This is a genomic window from Variovorax sp. J31P207 (assembly GCF_030316965.1).
GTDB classification, from domain to species: domain Bacteria; phylum Pseudomonadota; class Gammaproteobacteria; order Burkholderiales; family Burkholderiaceae_C; genus Variovorax; species Variovorax ginsengisoli_B.
Genome location: NZ_JASZYN010000004.1, coordinates 395,277 through 413,779, shown reverse-complemented (window position 1 = coordinate 413,779; position 18,503 = coordinate 395,277). Strand labels below are relative to the sequence as shown.

General features: G+C 68.3%; 21 protein-coding genes. 9 read left to right on the top strand and 12 right to left on the bottom strand.

Translation table 11 applies throughout. The features are described 5' to 3' along the window. Positions 1-100 precede the first annotated feature (100 nt). From QTI68_RS16545 to QTI68_RS16525, 5 genes are read left to right on the top strand one after another with little or no spacing between them, the layout of a single operon-like run. On the top strand, positions 101-1,435 hold the full coding sequence (locus QTI68_RS16545) for an aspartate aminotransferase family protein (RefSeq protein ID WP_286522779.1): 1,335 nt from the start codon (positions 101-103) through the stop codon (positions 1,433-1,435). Between the two features lie 57 nt (positions 1,436-1,492). Further along, entirely contained in the window at positions 1,493-2,401 is a 909-nt protein-coding gene (locus QTI68_RS16540; RefSeq protein WP_286522778.1) for a transporter substrate-binding domain-containing protein, read from the top strand. A gap of 9 nt (positions 2,402-2,410) precedes the next feature. Continuing rightward, positions 2,411-3,058, top strand: coding sequence for an aspartate/glutamate racemase family protein (locus QTI68_RS16535; protein WP_286522776.1), 648 nt, complete (start codon positions 2,411-2,413; stop codon positions 3,056-3,058). Then, entirely contained in the window at positions 3,055-3,732 is a 678-nt protein-coding gene (locus QTI68_RS16530) for a GNAT family N-acetyltransferase (RefSeq protein ID WP_286522774.1), read from the top strand. The genes QTI68_RS16535 and QTI68_RS16530 overlap by 4 nt, the downstream gene beginning before the upstream one ends. A gap of 58 nt (positions 3,733-3,790) precedes the next feature. Then, the gene (locus QTI68_RS16525) at positions 3,791-4,615 is read left to right on the top strand and encodes an undecaprenyl-diphosphate phosphatase (RefSeq protein ID WP_286522773.1); all 825 of its coding nucleotides are present in this window, start codon (positions 3,791-3,793) and stop codon (positions 4,613-4,615) included. Positions 4,616-4,639: 24 nt separating this feature from the next. Here QTI68_RS16525 and QTI68_RS16520 read toward each other — a convergent pair whose 3' ends face one another. From QTI68_RS16520 to mutS, 5 genes are read right to left on the bottom strand one after another with little or no spacing between them, the layout of a single operon-like run. Beyond that, entirely contained in the window at positions 4,640-4,954 is a 315-nt protein-coding gene (locus QTI68_RS16520; protein ID WP_286522771.1) for a type II toxin-antitoxin system RelE/ParE family toxin, read from the bottom strand. Further along, positions 4,951-5,232: a YlcI/YnfO family protein gene (locus tag QTI68_RS16515; protein ID WP_286522769.1), complete on the bottom strand. Its 282-nt coding sequence runs from the start codon at positions 5,230-5,232 to the stop codon at positions 4,951-4,953. The genes QTI68_RS16520 and QTI68_RS16515 overlap by 4 nt, the downstream gene beginning before the upstream one ends. 42 nt (positions 5,233-5,274) lie before the next feature. Continuing rightward, positions 5,275-6,081, bottom strand: a complete 807-nt coding sequence (locus QTI68_RS16510; RefSeq protein WP_286522767.1) for an alpha/beta hydrolase — start codon at positions 6,079-6,081, stop codon at positions 5,275-5,277. 35 nt (positions 6,082-6,116) lie between these two features. Then, positions 6,117-6,956, bottom strand: a complete 840-nt coding sequence (locus QTI68_RS16505; RefSeq protein ID WP_286522766.1) for a proteasome-type protease — start codon at positions 6,954-6,956, stop codon at positions 6,117-6,119. 26 nt (positions 6,957-6,982) lie between these two features. Next, positions 6,983-9,574 carry a DNA mismatch repair protein MutS gene (gene mutS / locus QTI68_RS16500; protein ID WP_286522765.1) on the bottom strand — a complete coding sequence of 864 codons (2,592 nt, stop codon included), beginning with the start codon at positions 9,572-9,574 and terminating at the stop codon, positions 6,983-6,985. A 261-nt stretch (positions 9,575-9,835) separates the two neighbouring features. On the opposite strand from mutS, the gene gnd reads away from it, so the two are divergent. Beyond that, positions 9,836-11,257, top strand: coding sequence for a decarboxylating NADP(+)-dependent phosphogluconate dehydrogenase (gnd, locus tag QTI68_RS16495; RefSeq protein WP_286522764.1), 1,422 nt, complete (start codon positions 9,836-9,838; stop codon positions 11,255-11,257). Between the two features lie 13 nt (positions 11,258-11,270). Here gnd and QTI68_RS16490 read toward each other — a convergent pair whose 3' ends face one another. Next, positions 11,271-11,510 (bottom strand): hypothetical protein, encoded by a 240-nt coding sequence (locus QTI68_RS16490; RefSeq protein ID WP_286522763.1) that lies wholly within the window; start codon positions 11,508-11,510, stop codon positions 11,271-11,273. 107 nt (positions 11,511-11,617) lie between these two features. Here QTI68_RS16490 and QTI68_RS16485 point away from each other — a divergent pair, with 107 nt between their 5' ends. Next, on the top strand, positions 11,618-11,824 hold the full coding sequence (locus tag QTI68_RS16485) for a hypothetical protein (RefSeq protein WP_286522762.1): 207 nt from the start codon (positions 11,618-11,620) through the stop codon (positions 11,822-11,824). 324 nt (positions 11,825-12,148) lie between these two features. On the opposite strand, the gene QTI68_RS16480 is transcribed toward QTI68_RS16485, so the two are convergent. The 3 genes from QTI68_RS16480 to QTI68_RS16470 all read right to left on the bottom strand — a co-directional run bounded on the left by QTI68_RS16480 (position 12,149) and on the right by QTI68_RS16470 (position 14,200). Beyond that, positions 12,149-12,658, bottom strand: a complete 510-nt coding sequence (locus QTI68_RS16480) for a hypothetical protein (RefSeq protein WP_286522761.1) — start codon at positions 12,656-12,658, stop codon at positions 12,149-12,151. Positions 12,659-12,785: 127 nt separating this feature from the next. Further along, the gene (locus tag QTI68_RS16475) at positions 12,786-13,619 is read right to left on the bottom strand and encodes a siderophore-interacting protein (protein ID WP_286522759.1); all 834 of its coding nucleotides are present in this window, start codon (positions 13,617-13,619) and stop codon (positions 12,786-12,788) included. Beyond that, complete coding sequence (locus QTI68_RS16470; RefSeq protein ID WP_286522758.1) at positions 13,616-14,200, bottom strand: PadR family transcriptional regulator; 585 nt, start codon at positions 14,198-14,200, stop codon at positions 13,616-13,618. The genes QTI68_RS16475 and QTI68_RS16470 overlap by 4 nt, the downstream gene beginning before the upstream one ends. 159 nt (positions 14,201-14,359) lie before the next feature. Between QTI68_RS16470 and QTI68_RS16465 the strand changes: the two genes are divergently transcribed. Beyond that, the gene (locus QTI68_RS16465; protein WP_286522757.1) at positions 14,360-14,581 is read left to right on the top strand and encodes a hypothetical protein; all 222 of its coding nucleotides are present in this window, start codon (positions 14,360-14,362) and stop codon (positions 14,579-14,581) included. Positions 14,582-14,603: 22 nt separating this feature from the next. Here QTI68_RS16465 and QTI68_RS16460 read toward each other — a convergent pair whose 3' ends face one another. The 3 genes from QTI68_RS16460 to QTI68_RS16450 are packed head-to-tail and all read right to left on the bottom strand — an operon-like array spanning position 14,604 to position 17,901. Next, on the bottom strand, positions 14,604-15,920 hold the full coding sequence (locus QTI68_RS16460; protein WP_286522756.1) for a sulfatase family protein: 1,317 nt from the start codon (positions 15,918-15,920) through the stop codon (positions 14,604-14,606). Positions 15,921-15,925: 5 nt separating this feature from the next. Continuing rightward, positions 15,926-16,897, bottom strand: a complete 972-nt coding sequence (locus tag QTI68_RS16455; RefSeq protein WP_286522755.1) for a Bug family tripartite tricarboxylate transporter substrate binding protein — start codon at positions 16,895-16,897, stop codon at positions 15,926-15,928. A 23-nt stretch (positions 16,898-16,920) separates the two neighbouring features. Beyond that, positions 16,921-17,901 carry a Bug family tripartite tricarboxylate transporter substrate binding protein gene (locus QTI68_RS16450; RefSeq protein ID WP_286522753.1) on the bottom strand — a complete coding sequence of 327 codons (981 nt, stop codon included), beginning with the start codon at positions 17,899-17,901 and terminating at the stop codon, positions 16,921-16,923. A gap of 81 nt (positions 17,902-17,982) precedes the next feature. Between QTI68_RS16450 and QTI68_RS16445 the strand changes: the two genes are divergently transcribed. Further along, on the top strand, positions 17,983-18,489 hold the full coding sequence (locus QTI68_RS16445) for a MarR family winged helix-turn-helix transcriptional regulator (protein WP_503011693.1): 507 nt from the start codon (positions 17,983-17,985) through the stop codon (positions 18,487-18,489). Positions 18,490-18,503 lie beyond the last annotated feature (14 nt).

Below are 18,503 nucleotides of genomic sequence, written 5' to 3'. Positions count from 1 at the left end.
GAATGTACCGGATGGAACGGAGGTGTTCCAGAATCCCTTGACGGAACAAATGTTCCAAACAATAATTCAGTCGGTACATTAGTTCCATTGAGCCGACGCCATGACGCATGTCTTCCACCGCCATCTCCACCACACCCCGCCGGTCGCCGTTGCCGCGAGCGGCATGACGATCCGCGACGCCGCCGGCCGCGACTACCTCGACGCCTCCGGCGGCGCCGCGGTCTCCTCGCTGGGCCATGGGCATCCGGACGTGATCGCCGCGATGCACGCGCAGGTCGATCGCCTGGCCTATGCCCACACCAGCTTCTTCACCACCGAGGTGGCGGAGCAGCTGGCGGACGAGCTGGTCGGCAGCGCGCCCGAGGGCATGAGCCATGTCTACCTGGTGAGCGGGGGCTCCGAGGCGGTCGAGTCGGCGCTCAAGATGGCGCGCCAGTATTTCGTCGAGATCGGCCAGCCGCAGCGCACCCACTTCATCGCCCGTCGCCAGAGTTACCACGGCAACACGCTGGGGGCGCTGGCCGTCGGCGGCAACGCCTGGCGGCGCGAGCCCTTCGCGCCGATCCTGGTGCCGGCCACGCACGTCTCTCCCTGCTATCCGTACCGCGAGCAGCACGAAGGCGAAAGCGCCGAGCAGTACGGTCTGCGGCTCGCGGTCGAGCTCGAGGCGGCGATCCTGGCGCAGGGCGCCGACCGCGTGATCGCCTTCGTCGCCGAGACCGTCGGCGGCGCCACCGCCGGGGTGCTGACGCCGGTGCCGGGCTACTTCAAGGCCGTGCGCGAGGTCTGCGACCGCCATGGCGTGCTGCTGATCCTCGATGAGGTGATGTGCGGCATGGGCCGCTGCGGCACGCTGTACGCCTGCGAGCAGGAGGGCGTGGTGCCCGACCTGGTGACGGTCGCCAAGGGCCTGGGCGGCGGCTACCAGCCGATCGGCGCCGTGCTCGCGCAGCGCCGCATCGTCGAGGCGATGTCGCAGGGCAGCGGTTTCTTCCAGCACGGCCACACCTACCTGGGCCATCCGGTGGCCTGCGCCGCCGCACTGGCGGTGCAGCGGGTGATCCGCCGCGACGGCCTGCTGGCCAAGGTGCGCGATGACGGCGAAGCCTTCGGCGCGATGCTGCGCGAGGCGCTCGGCGACCATCCGCACGTGGGCGACATCCGCGGCCGCGGCTTCTTCTGGGGCGTCGAGCTGGTGGCCGAGCGTGCCACCAAGTCGCCATTCGCACCGGGGCTGAAGCTGCACGCCTGGATCAAGAAGGAAGCGATGGCGCGCGGCCTGCTGTGCTATCCCTTCGGCGGCACGGTCGACGGCCGGCAGGGCGACCACGTGCTGCTGGCGCCGCCCTTCATCGCGACCCGGCAGGACCTGCAGGAGATCGCGACGCGGCTGGCCGGCGCGATCGACAGTGTCACGCGCGCTGAGCTGCGCTGACCCGCCGCAACGAATTTCCCCTTCGCCTTCATTCCACCTGTTCCGAGGAGTTGCTCCATGGCCTTCGCTCGCCTGTCCCCGTTCGCCTGCGCCGCCCTGATGGCGGCCTGCGCGCTGCTTCCGCTCACGACCGCCCAGGCCCAGGAGGGCGGCACGCTGGCCAAGGTCAAGGCCAGCGGCGCCATCACCTTCGGCTATCGCGAGTCGTCCTTCGGCTTTTCGTACCTCGACGCCAGCCTGAAACCGGTGGGCTACAGCATCGACATCTGCATGCGGATCGTCGACGCCATCAAGACCGAGCTCCGGATGCCGAGCCTGGAAGTACGCTACCAGGCTGTGACATCGGCCAACCGGATCCCGCTGGTGGCCAACGGCACGGTCGACATCGAATGCGGCTCGACCACCAACCTGGTCGAGCGGCAGAAGCAGGTGGCGTTCTCGCCCGACATCTTCCGCTACAACGTGCGCATGCTGGTGAAGGCCGATTCGGGCATCAAGGACATCGCCGACCTGCAGGGCAAGACGGTCGTCACCACCACGGGCACGACCTCGTTCCGGCTGCTGCGCGAGGCCGACAAGGGCAAGAACCTCGAGGTCACGAACGTCGCGGCGAAGGACCACACCGAGTCCTTCCTGCTGGTCGAGAACGGCCGCGCCCAGGCTTTCGTGCTGGACGACATCCTGCTGGCGGGCCAGATCGCCAACGCCCGCAGCCCGAAGGACTTCAAGATCACCGGCGAAAGCCTGCGCACCGAGAACCAGTCGCTGATGCTGCGCAAGGACGACCCCGAATTCAAGGCGCTGGTGGACCGCGTGGTCGGTGGCATGATGAAATCGGGCGAGATGGAAAAGCTCTACAACCGCTGGTTCATGTCGCCCATTCCGCCGAAGAACATCAACATCAACTACCCGCTCAACGCCGAGACCCGGGACGCTTTCGCGAATCCGTCGTCGAAGGGGATCTGAGCACCGCCGATGACCCGTATCGCACTCATCCACGCCCTGGCGCATTCGGTTGCGCCGATCAACGAAGCGCTGGCGCGCGAATGGCCCGAGGCCTTGCGCATGAACCTGCTCGACGACAGCCTGTCGGGCGATCTCGCACGCGGCGGGCGCGGGCTCGACGCGGCCATGCACGAGCGCTTCCAGCGGCTGGCGCAGTATGCGGTCGATTGCGGCGCGCAAGGCATCCTCTTCACCTGCTCGGCCTTCGGTCCGTGCATCGAGGCGGTGGCGCGGCGCCACGCCGGCATGCCGGTGCTGAAGCCGAACGAGGCGATGATCGATGAGGCCGCGGCCGGCGCCGGCACGCTGGGCCTGATCGCGAGCTTCGGGCCCACGCTCGAATCGATGCCGGCCGAATTCCCGCCCGGCGTGGCGCTCGAACTGGCGCTGGCCGAGGGCGCGCTCGAGGCCCTGAATGCCGGCGACGGCGAGCGGCACGATGCGCTGGTCGCCGCCCAGGCCAGGGCCCTGCGCGCGCGCGGCTGCACCCGCATCGCGTTGGCGCAGTTCAGCCTGGCACGCGCCCGGGCGGCCTGCGAAGTGGCCTCGGGGCTGCCGGTGTTGACCACCGTCGACAGTGCGGTGCGCGCCCTGCGGCGGCGACTGGAAACGCGATGAACCCGCTGCTCGACAACATCGCCTGGAACACGCTCTCGGGCCCGCACGCCGGCTTCGCCACTGGCACCGACCGCGCCCGCCGCTACGCGCCCGGCTTTTCTCCGATCGTCGGCTTCGCGAATGCCGGGCATCCCGAGCTCGACGATCTCACGCCGTTCTGCGCGCCCGGCGATCACTTCTACTGCATGGACTGGTCCGGCAGCGCACCCGCGGGCTGGCGCATCGATCTGGACTCGACCATGTTCAGGATGGTGTGGCAGGGCGCGATGCCGGACGACGACCCGGCCCTCGACGCCACGCCCTTGCGGCCGGAACATGCGGCCCAGGCGGTCGAACTGGCCGCGCTGACCCGCCCCGGGCCCTTCGGCCCGAGGACACCCGAGCTCGGCGACTACTTCGGCTGCTTCGAGGGCGACCGCCTGATCGCGATGGCCGGCGAACGCATGTGCGCCGGCACCCTGCGCGAGATCAGCGGCATCTGCACCCATCCCGACTTCCAGGGGCGCGGCCTGGCGCGCCGGCTGGCCGTGAAGCTGATTCGCCGCCAACTGCAGCGCGGCGAGACTCCGTTCCTGCATGTCATGCGCGACAACCAAGGCGCCCATGGGCTTTACCAGCGGATGGGCTTCAAGGACCATCGCGAGGTGGTGGTGCGCGTCATCTCGCCGTGTTGATCTGAACGGAACCTGACCGCCGCGATCGCGATAATCGACGCTCTTTCAAGGAGCGCGCGTGGATATCGTTTTGCTGGCCAAGGCCGCCATCATGGGCATCGTCGAGGGCCTGACCGAATTTCTTCCGATCTCGTCGACCGGCCATCTGATCCTCGCCGGTTCGCTGCTCGGCTTCGACGACGACAAGGCCAAGGTCTTCGACATCGCGATCCAGACCGGTGCCATCTTCGCGGTGGTGCTGGTCTTCTGGCACAAGATCCACTCGACCGTCGTGGCGCTGCCGCGCCAGCCGAAGGCGCGGCGCTTCGCGCTCAACGTGTTGATCGCCTTCCTGCCGGCGGTGGTGCTGGGCCTGCTGTTCGGCAAGGCCATCAAGGCCCACCTGTTCACGCCGACCGTGGTGGCGAGCACCTTCATCATCGGCGGCTTCATCATCCTGTGGGCCGAGCGGCGCCCGCCGGGCTCGGTGCGGATCGAGAACGTCGACGACATGACGCCCTGGGATGCGCTCAAGGTCGGCCTGGTGCAGTGCTTCGCCATGATCCCCGGCACCAGCCGCAGCGGCTCGACCATCATCGGCGGCATGCTGCTCGGGCTGTCGCGCAAGGCGGCGACCGACTTCTCCTTCTTCCTCGCGATCCCGACCCTGATCGGCGCCGGCGCCTACAGCCTCTACAAGGAGCGCGCGCTGCTGTCGATGGCCGACATCCCGCTGTTCGCGGTCGGCCTGGTGTTCTCGTTCGTGAGCGCATGGCTGTGCGTGCGCTGGCTGCTGCGCTACATCAGCACGCACGACTTCGTGCCTTTCGCCTGGTACCGGATCGCCTTCGGGATCGTGGTGCTGGCGACCGCCTGGAGCGGGGTGGTGGTCTGGGCCGACTAGGGCCTGTGTGAACAGGCCCTGGTGTCAGTGGTAGTCGTCTTCGCGCTGATGGCGAATCGCTGCGATCGATACGGTGTCGCTGTCCTGGATTTCGAACAAGGCCACGTAGCCGCTGTGTCCGAACGGGATCACGAGTTCGCGAATGAACGGGTCATGGCCCGCCTTGCGGCAGGTAAAGGGTGAGTAGCGCAGCATGGCGATGCCGGCCTCGATGGCTTCGAGGGCGCGTTCGGCCAGTTCGAGGTTGCCGGCTCGCTCCATTTCGCGCTCCAGCACGAAAGCGTAGAGCCGATCCAGGTCGGCCAGCGCTTCCCGCGTGAAGCGGACGCGATAGCTCACGGAGCAGGCTGGGGACGGCGCGCCTTGGCAATTGCGAGCTTCTTGCGCAGGCTGGCCACGACCTCATCGGCTTCGAGGTAGTCACCGGTGCGCTTCGCCTTCTGGAGCGAGCGGAGGCCGCGCGCGACGAACTCGGCTTGTTCGATGCGCTGGCGCACCGAATGGCGGACCGCGTTCTCGACGAATTGGGACAAGGACTCGTCTTCGCCCAGCACTTGCTCGATCTGTTCGCGCAGTTGCGGCTCGACGCGAACCGCGGGAATGGTGGAAGTCTTCATGTGGCTCGAATGTAGTGCAATTGCAGCACATTCTCAAGGCGCTCAGACCAGCAGGTTGCGCAGCGCCGCCTCGACCGCCGCGGCGGTGGCGATCGGCTTTTCCATCGGGAACAGGTGGGTGCCGTCGAGCATCATGATCCGGCCCTTGGTGACCTGCTGGGTCATCGCCATGCCGACCCGCTTCATCTCGACCGACTGGCGGCCGCCGACGAAGGCCGCGCGGCACTTGAGCGGATGGGCGCGCAGCAGGGCGCCCAGGTTGTGCGGGATGGTGTCGTAGATGGCGGTCTCGACATCGCGGTCGAAGCTCAACGCCCGGGCATCGTCCAGATCGAAGGTGCCATGCTCGATGTAGTCGCGCAGCACCCGCTCGTCCCACTTGGCGAAGGCCTTCTTGCTGCGGAAATGCTCGAACACCGCCTCGCGGTGCTCCCAGCTGTTCCTGCGCTTGCGGCTGATCATGCCGGGGGACACGCTCTTCATCAGCGGCGTGCGCTTCATGAGGTTGATCGTGCCGGCGCGCCAGCCGCCGATCAGCGGCGAGTCGAGCAGCACCACGCCGCGGGCGAGCGCCGGATGCAGGGCGGCGCACATCAGGCTCAGGAAACCGCCGAGCGAATGGCCGACCAGCAGCACCGGGGCGCCGGCCCGGTCGGCCCGTGCCTGGGCGAAGTCCGCCAGCTGCTGCACCAGGTGCGGCCAGTTGTCGGTGACCGGGTACTTCGGGTCATGGCCGAATTTCTCGACCGCATCGACGTCGAAGCCGCGGTTGCGCAGGCTGTCGAGCATCACGCGGTAGGTGCTCGCGGGAAAGCTGTTCCCGTGCGAGAAGATGACTGGAGGGAGCATGGCAAAGGGGCACCGGCGGGCGGCGCCGGGCACGGTCAGATCAGCTTTTCTTCGGGCGTCGAGATCTTGCGCAGCGGGCTGTGCCGCGTGGCCGGCATCTTCAGCGGATGCTCGGTGTAGGCGTCGTCCCAGACCGGGTCCTCGATGCTGTCGAACACCTCGCGCAGCTTCTGGCCCCAGCTGTTGTGCATCATCCGGTAGTAGGGGTTGTCGGCGTCGATGCAGATCACCTTGTCGGTGCGCAGGGTGTTGGCCTCGTACACCACCAGGTCGAGCGGCAGGCCGACCGACAGGTTCGACTTCATGGTCGAGTCCATCGACACCAGCGCGCACTTGGCGGCTTCGTCGAGCGGGGTCTCGGGGGTCAGCACGCGGTCGAGCACCGGCTTGCCGTACTTCGACTCGCCGACCTGGAAGTAGGGCGTCTCGGTGGTCGCCTCGATGAAATTGCCGGCTGCGTAGACCAGGAACAGGCGCATGCCCTCGCCCTTGACCTGGCCGCCGAAGATGAAGGAGACATTGAAGTCCAGCCCGGCGTGCTTGAGCGCCTCGGCATCGCGGTCGTACACGTGGCGCACGGCCGAGCCGAGCACGCGGGCGGCGTCGAACATGCTCTTGGCGTTCCAGATGGTGATCGGCGGGCTTTCCTCGCCGTTCTCCTTGGTTTCGCGCAGCTCTTCGATCTGGAGGATTTCGCGCACTGACTGCGAGATGCTCAGGTTGCCGGCCGACAGCAGCACCATGACGCGGTCGCCGGGCTGCTCGTAGACGATCATCTTGCGGAAGGTGCTGATGTGGTCCACGCCCGCATTGGTGCGCGAATCGGACAGGAACACCAGTCCGGCGTTGAGTTTGATGCCGACACAGTAGGTCATGAGTTCTTCTTGCACGAATCGAGCCATCAGCCCTGCTCGCGCATCTGGAGTTTCTTCAGTGTGTAGAGGGCCTCGAGCGCTTCGCGCGGGCTCATCGCATCGGGGTCGATCGCACTCAGCGCGGATTCTACGGCGCTCGCCAGCGGCGCCTCGGCCGCCGGCGGCGGCGCGAACAGATCGACCTGGGCGCGGGTCTGGGTCTGCTGCGATTCCAGGGCCTCCAGCGCCTGCCGCGCGTGGTTGACCACCGCCGCCGGCATGCCGGCCAGCCGCGCCACCTGGATGCCGTAGCTCTTGCTGGCCGGGCCGGGCTGCATCTCGTGCAGGAAGACGATGTCGCGGCCGGCCTCGGTGGCGCTCACGTGCATGTTGACCGCGCCGTGGTGGCTGGCCGGGAATTCGGTGAGCTCGAAATAGTGGGTCGCGAAGAGCGTGAAGGCGCGCGTGCGGTCGTGCAGCTGGGCGGCGATGCCGGCCGCCAGCGCCAGCCCGTCGAAGGTGCTGGTGCCGCGGCCGATCTCGTCCATGAGCACCAGCGAGTGGGCGGTGGCGCCGTGCAGGATCTGCGCCGCCTCGGTCATCTCGAGCATGAAGGTCGACTGCGCGTTGGCCAGGTCGTCGGCCGCGCCGATGCGGGTGTGGATGGCGTCGATCGGCCCGAGCCGGCAGGCGGCGGCCGGCACGTGCGAGCCGATGGACGCCAGCAGCACGATGATCGCGACCTGCCGCATGTAGGTCGACTTGCCGCCCATGTTGGGGCCGGTGATGACCTGCATGCGCTGCTGGGGGCCGAGGCGGGTGTCGTTGGCAATGAACGCGCCCGATGATTTCTCGGCCAGCCGGGCCTCGACCACCGGATGGCGGCCCTGTTCGATCTCGATGCAGGGATGGGCGACGAAACTCGGCGCGCGCCAGTGCAGCGCATGCGAGCGCTCGGCCAGCGCGCAGAGGGCGTCGAGCGTGGCGATGGCGCCGGCCAGCCGGGTCAGCGCGGCCACCGAGGGCTGGAGGGCGTCGAGCAGCTGCTCGTAGAGCCACTTCTCGCGCGCCAGGGCGCGGTCCTGCGCCGACAGCGCCTTGTCCTCGAAGGCCTTGAGCTCGGGCGTGATGAAGCGCTCGGCGTTCTTCAGTGTCTGGCGCCGGCGGTAGTTGTCGGGCACCTTGGCCAGCGCGCTCTGCGTGACCTCGATATAGAAGCCGTGCACGCGATTGAACTGCACCCGCAGGTTGCTGATGCCGGTGCGCTCGCGTTCGCTGGCCTCGAGCTGGAGCAGGAAAGCGTCGCAGTTCTCGCTGATGGCGCGCAGCTCGTCGAGCTCCGCATCGTGGCCGCTGGCGATCACGCCGCCGTCGCGGACCAGGGCCGAGGGCTCCGGGGTGATCGCGGCGACCAGCAGCTCGGCGCAGCCGGAGGGTGGCGCCAGCTGGTCGGCCAGTTGCGCCAGCAGCGCCGACGCACCGGGCAGGGCGGGTGCCAGCTGCCCGGCCTTGGCCAGCGCCATCCGAAGGGCCAGCAGCTCGCGCGGGCGCACCTGCCTGAGCGAGATGCGGGCCGCGATGCGTTCGACGTCGCTGGTGTTCTTGAGCTGGTCGCGCAGGGTGCGCCAGGGCGCCGCGGTGCCGCCGGGCGGCGGGGCCTGCAGCGCGGCGATCGCTTCGAGCCGCGACTGGGCCGCGCCGCGGTCGCGTCGGGGCGCCAGCAGCCAGCGCTTGAGCAGCCGGCTGCCCATCCCCGTCATGCAGGTGTCTAGCAGCGAGAACAGGGTTGGCGACTCTTCGCCGCGCAGGGTCTGGACCAGCTCGAGGTTGCGCCGGGTGGTCGGCGGCAGTTCGATCAGTTCGCCGTCGCGCTCGACCGCCAGCCGCTGCACGTGCGCCAGCGCCCGGCCCTGGGTGTGCTCGGCATAGCCCAGCAGCGCGGCGGCGGCGGCATGGGCGTTGGCGAGCGATTCGGCATTCCAGGCCGCCAGGTTGGTGCTGCCCATCTGCTCGCAGAGCTTGCGCTCGCCGAGGCCGCCATCGAATTGCCAGGCCGGCCGCAGCGACAGGGTGAAGGGAGTGGCGCCGCGCGCTGCCTTAAGGCGTTGCTCGAAGGCGGGCGTCACCTCGGCGCTGTAGAGCAGTTCGCTCGGTGCGATCCGTGCGATCCAGGCTTCGAGGGCGTCGGACGGGCATTCGGCCAGCCGCAGCTCGGCCCCGGTGACGCTGAGCCAGGCCAGGCCGCAGAAGTTGCGCGCACCCGCGTGCACGGCCAGCAGCAGCGATTCGCTCTTGTCGTTGAGCAGTTCGGCATCGGTCAGCGTGCCCGGCGTGACCACCCGTACCACCTTGCGCTCGACCGGTCCCTTGCTGGCGCCGACTTCGCCGACCTGCTCGCAGATGGCGACCGATTCGCCGAGCTTGATCAGCCGGCCGAGGTAGGTATCGACAGCGTGAAAGGGCACGCCGCACATCACGACCGGCTGGCCGGCCGACTGGCCGCGCTGGGTCAGCGTGATGTCGAGCAGCCGCGCGGCCTTCTCGGCGTCGGCGTAGAACAGCTCGTAGAAGTCGCCCATCCGGTAGAACAGAAGGGTGTCGGGGTGGTCGGCCTTGAGGCCGAGGTACTGAGCCATCATGGGCGTGTGACCGGACAGGTCAGGCGTCGCAGGCCCCTTCGCGGACGTGCCTTTGGGCGCTATCCCTTTGATTTCAATAGGGATATCACGGTCTTCGACGATCTGGTTCAACTTGCGGGCACCTAACAAAACTTGGCCGTTGCAGCCGGGCCCGCACATTATGGTGGACGGTTGTCCGGGCTTTCTCTCGCCGATTCGTGCGCACAATCTGTATCAATTGCACCGCCAGCGCACTTTCGCGAGGGGCCGGAGAATCTACAGATGAACGACAAAAGCGATTTCGGATTGATCGGCCTGGCCGTCATGGGCCAGAACCTGGTGCTGAACGTGGAAAGCCACGGCTTCCAGGTCAGCGTCTACAACCGCACCGAGGCCACCACCGAGGCCTTCGTCGCCGCCAACCCCGGCAAGAAGCTGGTCGGCGCCAAGACGCTCGAGGACTTCGTCCAGAGCCTGGCCAGGCCGCGCAAGATCCAGATCATGGTGAAGGCCGGCGCACCGGTCGACCAGGTGATCGAGCAGCTCATCCCGCTGCTCGACAAGGACGACATCGTCATCGACGGCGGCAACAGCCTCTACACCGACACCGAGCGCCGCGACGCCTACCTGGCGGGCAAGGGCCTGCGCTTCATCGGCGCCGGCGTGTCCGGCGGCGAGGAGGGGGCGCGCAAGGGGCCGTCGATCATGCCGGGCGGACCGCTGTCCACCTGGGAAGTGATGAAGCCGATCTTCGAGAGCATCGCGGCCAAGGTGGACGGCGAGCCTTGCGTGATCCACATCGGGCCGGGCGGCGCCGGGCACTACGTCAAGATGGTGCACAACGGGATCGAGTACGGCGACATGCAGCTCATCTGCGAGGCCTACAGCCTGTTCAAGGCCGCCGGCTTCACGACCGACGAGATGGCCGCGATCTTCGATGAATGGAACGAGGGCGAGCTGCAAAGCTATCTGATCCAGATCACCGCCAAGGCGCTCGGACAGAAAGACCCGGAGACCGGCAAGCCGATCGTCGACGTCATTCTCGACAAGGCCGGCCAGAAGGGCACCGGCCAGTGGACGCTGATCAACGCCGCCGAGAACGCGGTGGTCATCAGCACCATCAACGCCGCTGTCGAGGCGCGGGTGCTGTCGTCGCAGAAGAAGCAGCGCGTGGCGGCCAGCCGGCTGCTGCAGGGTCCGAAGATCGCGCTGTCGCTCGACAAGAAGGCGCTGGTGGCCAAGGTCCACGATGCGCTCTATGCATCGAAGGTCATCAGCTACACCCAGGGTTTCGATCTCATCAAGACCATGGGCGACAAGAAGGACTGGGGCCTCGACCTCGGCCGCATCGCGGCGATCTGGCGCGGCGGCTGCATCATTCGGGCGCGATTCCTGAACCGCATCACCGACGCCTTTCGCACCGACCCCGCGCTCGGCAATCTGATGCTCGACCCCTTCTTCAAGGACCTGCTGAACCGCACCCAGCAGAACTGGCGCGAAGTGGTCGCGCTGGCGGTCGGCAACGGCATCCCGGTGCCTGCGTTCAGCGCCTCGCTGGCCTACTACGACAGCTACCGCACCGAGCGCCTGCCGGCGAACCTGCTGCAGGCGCAGCGCGACTTCTTCGGTGCCCACACCTACGAGCGGACCGACCAGCCCGAAGGCCGGTTCTTCCATACCGAATGGCCCGAAGTGATCGGATGATCCTGCGCCGGACCTAGGCCGAATTTCGCCAGATGCGGCCGATCACGACCTGGTTGTTCAAGGTGAAGTCGTTGTAGGCGTCCAGTTCCTCCTGCGAGCGGTTGGCACGCCGGAGCGCGTCCCCGACCTCCCGCGTGTTCGTTTCGTGCCGCGCGTACAGCGTGCGCAGCGTTTCCACCGGCAATGACTGCAGAAGACTTTCGAGCAGGACGTTGCTGGCGATGAACTGGCCACGCAACTGCGCGAGCGACATCTCGTTCTTCACGTCGATCCCCTTCAAGAGTAGGTGGCTCGGGCCGGTGACATTTTGCTTCGGAATGAATGCGGCGAGGGTCGGCCTTTTGCGCTACCTTCCGGGTCATGAGCAAGAAGTCCGCCCGCCGCGAATACCTCCAGGCCGTCGCCGAGTTCGACGCCGGCTGCGAGCGCTTCGCGCGTGGCATGGCCCGGATCCTCGAGACGCCCCTGCCGACGGCGGTGAGCCTCGTTCAGCTGGGCCCGAGGAAGCCGGCCAAGCGGGCGCCGCGCCCCGAGCCGGCGCGCGCTGGCGGCATCCGCAGGGCCTGACGATCCGCCTCCCAACAAATGATGAGGCAAGGCACGAGGGCTGCAGTAAGCTCCCGGCGTGAAGCACCTCCAACCACTCCTTCTTTTCGGTGCCGTCGTCTTCGCTGGCCTTGCCTGGTCGGCGGAGCCTTCGACCCCACCCGCGACCCAATCCAACAGGGCCTGCCACTGGGACCGGCAGACAGGCCGGATGATCTGCCAGCGGGTCCGCGCACCCGGCACCGGCGCGCCGCCGCCGGTGGCGGCGCCGAAGCCCCAGCAAGGCGGGACGCCCTGACTCCCTGATGGTCTGCAGGATGCGCAGAGTCGGCTGAAGGCTGCCGCTCAGGCCTGGCCGCGCCGGCGGCGGGCCACGCGGACGGCCTCGACCCAGGTGTCGATGTTGAAGCGCTGCCCCGATTCGGCGATGCGCGCCGATGCTATGCGGTGCAGGGGCAAGCGCCGCGTGTCGCCCGGCAGTTCGCCGTGGCCGACGATGACCTTCTTCTGCAGGTCGAGCTGGTCGACCTGCAGGATGCACTCGATCTTCCGGTCCTGGCCATCGAAGTACCGGACCCGGATGCGCGGCGTCTCGTCGACGATCGCGTGTTCGCCCTTGCCCTGGATGAACCACTCGGGCAGCGTGTCGGGCACCGAGTCGCCCGAGGGGCTGCTCCCGCCGCGCACGGTCGGTATTTCCAGCGGCACATGGCCGGAGCGAACCCTCGCGGCCTCGATGCGGCGTTCCATTTCGCGGCGACCGGCGACCCGTCGCCAAGCCCACATCAGGGCCAACAGCAACGCGCCAGTCAGCACGGCGATCAATATCTGCCAGTGCGCAGGTCCGGTGCTCATCGCTCAACCCCCTCGGCGCACGCGCCGCCTAATTCCAAAGTACTCAGTTTCTGGAATTTTGGGACCATGGGCCGTCATCGTCAAACGGCCGCGCGGCATAGCGCGTTTGGGGGAGAGCCGCCGGCGCTCAGTCCTCGTGGGTGTCGTGCGTGGCGGCGGCGCCGCGGCGCCAGTAGCCGGCCGCCTTGACCCATTTCGGGTGGGCGCCGCGCTCGCCCACGAGATGGGCCCGAATGGCCTTGGCGGCGCTGGACTCGCAGGCCACCCAGGCGTGGAAGTCACCTTCGGGCAGGGTCAGTCCGCGCAGTGCATCGAGCAGCGGCGACCCGGTGCCCGGCTCCGCGCCGCGGCGGTGCACCCACTGCAGGTCGAGGCCGACCTGGGTGTCGAAGCAGATTTCGTCGGCGTCGCTGTCGACTTCGGCCAGCACCACGGCGCGCGCGCCGGCGGGCAGTTCGGCCAGCCGCCGCGAGATCGCGGGCAGCGCCGTGTCGTCGCCGATCAGCAAGTGCCAGTCGAAGGCGGTCGGGATGATGAAGGAGCCGCGCGGGCCGCCGACGCCGACCACGTCGCCGGGCCGGGCCGCTTCGGCCCATTGCGTGGCCGGACCGGCATCGTGCAGCGCGAAGTCGATCTCGAGCGTGCCGGCCTGGGCATCGTGGCGGCGTGGCGTGTAGTCGCGCATGGCCGGCTTCGGGCCGGGCGGCCAGACCGGGCCTTCGGGGCCGGCCGTGGGCACCGTGAGTTGTCCGGTCGCGGCATCGGGAAAGAAGACCTTGGCGTGGTCGTCGAAGCCCGGGCTCGTGAAGCCGGCGAGCTCGTCGCCGCCGAGCGTGATCCGGATCAGGTGCGGCGTGAGGCGCTGCACGCGACGGACTTCGAGTTTGCGGAAGCGCAGGTCGTGGCGCACCCGGCGCGGCAGCCGGTCGGGGGTGGACGAAGCGATAGAGGTGTCGTTCATGAGGTTCCGATGCGATCCAGTTGTTGGGCGGCGTGGTCGAGCACCGCGGCGAATTCGTGGGCCTGTTGTTCGGTGAGGGGGGCGCCGGCGAGGCGCAAGCGCATCGCCAGCTTGAGGTTCTCGATGGCGCGAACGACCTGCGGCGGACGGCCGGCGCGCGGGCCGGCACCGTCGACGCCGCCGGCCATGCGGGCCATCATCTCGTCGACGGTCGCGCGATGGGCGGCGAGATAGTCGAGGCCGCCCGCGGTGACGCTGTAGCGCTTGCGCCCGCCGCCGTCGGCGGCATCGACGCTGACATAGCCCAGTTCCTCGAGCAGTGTCAGGGTCGGGTAGACGATGCCGGGGCTGGGACTGTAGCGGCCGCCGAGGCGCTCTTCGATGGCCTTGATCAGTTCATAGCCGTGGCTCGGCTTGTCGGCGATCAACTGCAGCAGCACGAAGCGCAGGCCGCCGTGGCCGAAGATCCGGCCGCCGCCGCGTCCGCCGCGGTGTTCGCCCGCTTCGGCTCGGCCGCCGCCGAGGCCGTCGCCGTGTTCAGCGCGCCGGCTGCCATGTAGGAAGTGTCTGTGATCTCGCATGGTGAGTCCTTGAATTCGTTATCTATTTGATAAAAGATATATCTAAATGATATCGAAGTCAAGATGCGACCCGGGCATTCGTGACAGAGGCCCGGATTTGGCGGGGTCGTCGGGACTGGGAGCACTTGAAATCTAGGGTAAACCCTTAAAATAGCGCCCATGACCCACTCCAACGCCTATTTCCCCCGCAATCCGAAGTTCACCGACACCTTCGAACGCGAGCTGGCCAACGACGACGCCAGCCACCTGAGCCGCAACGAACCGTCGGTGTTCATGCCGCTGCTGAAGCGCCTCGGCGCCGGCCTCTCGGCATTCGCGCAGACCGTGCGCTTCCTGCGCGCATCGGCCCAGCGCCCCCAGCAGCGCTACCAGGCCAGCTGATGCGGGGCGGCCCGGCGCTGGCTCAGCGCTGCGGCATGTCCTTGACCGAATAGCCCAGGCTCACCGTCGCATCCTCCGGGATCGGCGGCATGGCGGCGTTCCAGGCCAGCCAGTCGGCGCGCATCGCGGCCAGGCGCTCCGGTTCCTTCTTCGCCTGATTGGCCCGCTCGCGCTCGTCGGCCGGGATGTTGAACAGGTACTCGTTGCCGTCGACCTGCAGGTATTTCCAGTCGCCGTCGCGCAGCGCGCGCTGGCCGCGATGGTTCATGCGCCAGTGCAGCGGCCGCGCGAAGGTCTTGCCGGCGTCGCGCAGCACCGGCAGCAGCGACACGCCGTCGAGCGGGTAGCGCGGGTCGGCCGCGACACCCGCGGCGGCGAGCATCGTCGCCGACCAGTCCATCGTCATGCATTGCTGCGCGGTCACGCCGCCGGCCCCGATGCCCTGCGGCCAATGCGCGATCCACGGCACCCGGATGCCGCCCTCGGTCAGGTCCATCTTGCCGCCCACCAGCGGCCAGTTGTCGGAGAAGCGCTCGCCGCCGTTGTCGCTGGTGAAGACCACCAGCGTGTTGTCGGCGATGCCGTGCTTCTCGAGCGCCGCCATGATCCAGCCGATGCCCTCGTCCATGTGGTGGATCATGCGGCGGTAGGTGTGGATGTTGCCGCCCGAGAGGTCGAACAGGTTGTCCTTCACCGCCGGTGCCTTGGCCGCGTCGTCGCGCGTTTCCCAGGGCCAGTGCGGCGCCGTGTAGTGCAGGCTCAGGAAGAAGGGCGCCTCTTGCTGCGCCATCCGCTCGACGTAGTCGACCGCGCGGCGTGACAGCAGGTCGGTGAGGTAGCCCTCCTGCGGGCAGTCCTCCTCGCCCGACCAGAGGTCGTGCCGGCCGCTCGAATCGCAGTGCGTGAAGTAGTCGACGCCGCCCGACATCGGGCCGAAGAACTCCTCGTAGCCCGATCGCAGCGGACCGAAGCTCGGCGGATAGCCCAGGTGCCACTTGCCGACCAGCGCCGTGCGGTAGCCGGCGCCGCGCAGCAGCGAGGGCAGGGTCGGGTGATCGGCCGGCAGGCCCAGGGTGGCGCTGCCGCGGCTCTTGCTGTTGATCGGCTCCTCGGCGGCGCCGCGCAGGCGGTACTGGTAGCGCGCGGTGATCATCGCGAAGCGGGTCGGCGAGCACACCGGCGAGTTGGCATAGCCCTGCGTGAAGCGGATGCCCCTGGCTGCCAGGCCGTCGAGCACCGGCGAGACCGGGCCGAACTCGGCATCGCGGCCGCCGTAGCAGCCGAGGTCGGCATGGCCGAGGTCGTCGGCCACGATGAAGATGATGTTGGGTCGTTGCATGGGGTTCAGGGTTGGTAGCCGGATTTCTGCACCACCGGCGCCCATTGCGCGCGGTAGGCCTTGAGCATGGCCTCGGTCTGGGCCTGCGTGCTGACCACCGGCGTCATCAGCGTGTCCTTGAAGCGGCGCTGGATGTCCGGGTCCTGCATGACTTCGCGGATTTCCTGCGACAGGCGCGCCACCTTGTCCTTCGGCATGGTGGCCGGCGCGAAGAAGGTGTTCCAGCCAGTGGCGACCAGGTCGAGGCCGGCCTCCTTGAAGGTCGGGATCTCGGGCGCGAAGGGCGAGCGCTTGGCCCCCGAAACCGCCAGGATGCGGATCTTGCCGGCCTGGTGCTGCGGCAGGTCGACGTCGAAGGTGTCGAAGGCGATCGGCACCTGGCCGCCGATCAGGTCGGTCAGCAGCGGGCCCGAGCCGCGGTAGCCGACCACCTCGGCCCGCACCTTGGCCTTCTCGCCCATCATGAGGCCGAAGAAGTGCGGCAGGCTGCCGGTGGCGGGCACGCCGAAGTTGGCCTTCTCGGGGTTGGCCCGCATCCAGGCCAGCAGGTGCGACAGCTCGCGCACCGGCACCGCGGTCGACACCGCCAGCGCGAACTCGTAGTCGTTGACGTGCGAGACCGGCACGAAGTCGCGCTCGGCGTCGTAGCCGTTGTCCTTGAAGACCAGCGGCGCCACCACCATCACGGCCGGATTGGCGAGCATCAGCACGTTCTGGCCGGCCGGCGTGGCCTTGGCCTGCTGCGCCGCCAGCCGGCCGCCGGCGCCGGGCTTGTTGTCGACGATCACGGGCACGCCGAGCCTGGCCTGCAGCTTGTCGCCGACGATGCGGGCCACACGGTCGGTGGCGCCGCCGGCCGCATAGCCGACCACGATGTGCAGCGGGCCGCCTTCGAGGGCCTGGGCCTGGGCCCCGAGCACCACGGTGCCCAGGGTGAGGGCGGCGGCGAGGCGGGGAAAGAGTCGACGAGAAAACATGGGAGCTCCGATGCGAGGCAAGGTCAGTCGTTGGCCTGGAAGTTCACGGCCTTCATGATGCCGCCCCAGCGGGCGGTGTCCTCGCGCATTGTCTTCAACAAGGCGTCGGGGCCATCGCCCACCGGATACATGCCGTTCTGCAGCAGTTGCTGCCGCACCTCGCGCGAATTGACCGCGCGGGTGAACTCGGCCCGCAGCTTGTCCACGATCGGCTGCGGCGTCTTGAGCGGCGCGTAGTAGGCAAACCAGGCAGTCGCAACCACGTCCTTGAGGCCGGCCTCGGTGAAGGTCGGCAGGTTGGGCATCAGCGGCGAGCGCTTTTCGCCGCTGGTCGCCAGCACCTTCACGCGGCCGCCGGGCTGCATCTGCAGCGCGCCGCCGACGGTGTCGAAATACACCGGGATCTGGCCCCCCATCACGTCCTGCCGCGCCGGCGTGGAGCCGCGATACGGCACATGGACCATCTTCAGCCCCGCCGAGCGATTGAGCATCTCGCCGAGGAAGTGCGAGGGCGTGCCCGCGCCGTACGAGCCGAAGCTGAGCTTGTCGCCCTGCGCCTTGGCCCAGGTGATGAACTCGGCCAGCGTGTTGGCCGGCACGTCCTTGCTCACCACCAGCGCGAGCTCGAAGCGGGCCGCGTTGACGATCGGGATGAAATCCTTGATCGGGTCGTACGAGAGGCTGCGGTAGGCGCTCGGGAACATCGCCATCATGCTGGCGGTGCCGAGCAGCAGCGTGCGGCCGTCGGGCGCGGCGTTCTTCACCGCCTCGGCCGCGATGCGGCCGGCGGCGCCGGAGCGGTTGTCGATGATCAGCGGACCGAGCGAATCGCGCACCTCGTGGGCGATGGCGCGGGTCAGCACGTCCTGCGTGCCGCCGGCCGGCACGCCGATCAGGACCTTGATCGGTTGGCCGGGGGTGAATGCCTGAGCGCGAGCGAGGGGCGCCAGTGCCAGGCCGCCCAGGGCCGCGAGTGCGCGGCGGCGGTCGAATGCGTGATGCATGTGTGCGTGTCTCCTTTGGATCGACTTTAGAGTCGTGCCATTCGATTGTTCTAATCAACCATTCCAAGGATTTACCACTAGATGAGTGTGAGCGCGCCACGCCGACCCCTGGACGACCTGCTGCTGTACCGCCTGTCGCGGCTGATCGCGGTCGGCGGCAGCATGGTCATCCGCCTGTGCGAAGGGCGCTTCGGCATCACGCGGCGCGAGTGGCGGCTGATCGCCACGCTGGCCAGCCGCGGCGAGCTGAGTTCTTCGCAGCTGGCCGGGCGTGCCCAGCTCGACCGGGCCCGGACCTCGAAGGCGGTGGGCTCGCTGGTCGCCAAGGGGCTGCTGTCGCGCACGCACCCGGCGGGCGATCGAAGGCAGGTACTGCTCGGCCTCACGGCGAGCGGGCAGGCCTTGTACGACGAGCTGTTTCCGCTGGTGTCGCGGATCAACGCCGACCTGTTGGGGGCCCTGGACGAGGAAACCGCCACCCGCCTGGACGATGCGCTCCGGCGCTTGCAGGCGCAAGCCGAACGCATGGCCGGCGAAGCGGTGCTGCCGAAAGCCGACCGATCGCGGCGCGGCGCCGGCAGCGGCTGAGCCGGATGCCGTGG

Bases quoted from the DNA above. Each gene is read 5' to 3' on its own strand.
- QTI68_RS16480 (WP_286522761.1), bottom strand. From the start codon at position 12,658: ATGAGCACCGGACCTGCGCACTGGCAGATATTGATCGCCGTGCTGACT.
- gnd (WP_286522764.1), top strand. From the start codon at position 9,836: ATGAACGACAAAAGCGATTTCGGATTGATCGGCCTGGCCGTCATGGGC.
- QTI68_RS16545 (WP_286522779.1), top strand. From the start codon at position 101: ATGACGCATGTCTTCCACCGCCATCTCCACCACACCCCGCCGGTCGCC.
- QTI68_RS16470 (WP_286522758.1), bottom strand. From the start codon at position 14,200: ATGCGAGATCACAGACACTTCCTACATGGCAGCCGGCGCGCTGAACAC.
- QTI68_RS16485 (WP_286522762.1), top strand. From the start codon at position 11,618: ATGAGCAAGAAGTCCGCCCGCCGCGAATACCTCCAGGCCGTCGCCGAG.
- QTI68_RS16450 (WP_286522753.1), bottom strand. From the start codon at position 17,901: ATGCATCACGCATTCGACCGCCGCCGCGCACTCGCGGCCCTGGGCGGC.
- QTI68_RS16540 (WP_286522778.1), top strand. From the start codon at position 1,493: ATGGCCTTCGCTCGCCTGTCCCCGTTCGCCTGCGCCGCCCTGATGGCG.
- QTI68_RS16515 (WP_286522769.1), bottom strand. From the start codon at position 5,232: ATGAAGACTTCCACCATTCCCGCGGTTCGCGTCGAGCCGCAACTGCGC.
- QTI68_RS16460 (WP_286522756.1), bottom strand. From the start codon at position 15,920: ATGCAACGACCCAACATCATCTTCATCGTGGCCGACGACCTCGGCCAT.
- QTI68_RS16530 (WP_286522774.1), top strand. From the start codon at position 3,055: ATGAACCCGCTGCTCGACAACATCGCCTGGAACACGCTCTCGGGCCCG.
- mutS (WP_286522765.1), bottom strand. From the start codon at position 9,574: ATGATGGCTCAGTACCTCGGCCTCAAGGCCGACCACCCCGACACCCTT.
- QTI68_RS16505 (WP_286522766.1), bottom strand. From the start codon at position 6,956: ATGACCTACTGTGTCGGCATCAAACTCAACGCCGGACTGGTGTTCCTG.
- QTI68_RS16465 (WP_286522757.1), top strand. From the start codon at position 14,360: ATGACCCACTCCAACGCCTATTTCCCCCGCAATCCGAAGTTCACCGAC.
- QTI68_RS16445 (WP_503011693.1), top strand. From the start codon at position 17,983: ATGAGTGTGAGCGCGCCACGCCGACCCCTGGACGACCTGCTGCTGTAC.
- QTI68_RS16455 (WP_286522755.1), bottom strand. From the start codon at position 16,897: ATGTTTTCTCGTCGACTCTTTCCCCGCCTCGCCGCCGCCCTCACCCTG.
- QTI68_RS16475 (WP_286522759.1), bottom strand. From the start codon at position 13,619: ATGAACGACACCTCTATCGCTTCGTCCACCCCCGACCGGCTGCCGCGC.
- QTI68_RS16490 (WP_286522763.1), bottom strand. From the start codon at position 11,510: ATGTCGCTCGCGCAGTTGCGTGGCCAGTTCATCGCCAGCAACGTCCTG.
- QTI68_RS16510 (WP_286522767.1), bottom strand. From the start codon at position 6,081: ATGCTCCCTCCAGTCATCTTCTCGCACGGGAACAGCTTTCCCGCGAGC.
- QTI68_RS16535 (WP_286522776.1), top strand. From the start codon at position 2,411: ATGACCCGTATCGCACTCATCCACGCCCTGGCGCATTCGGTTGCGCCG.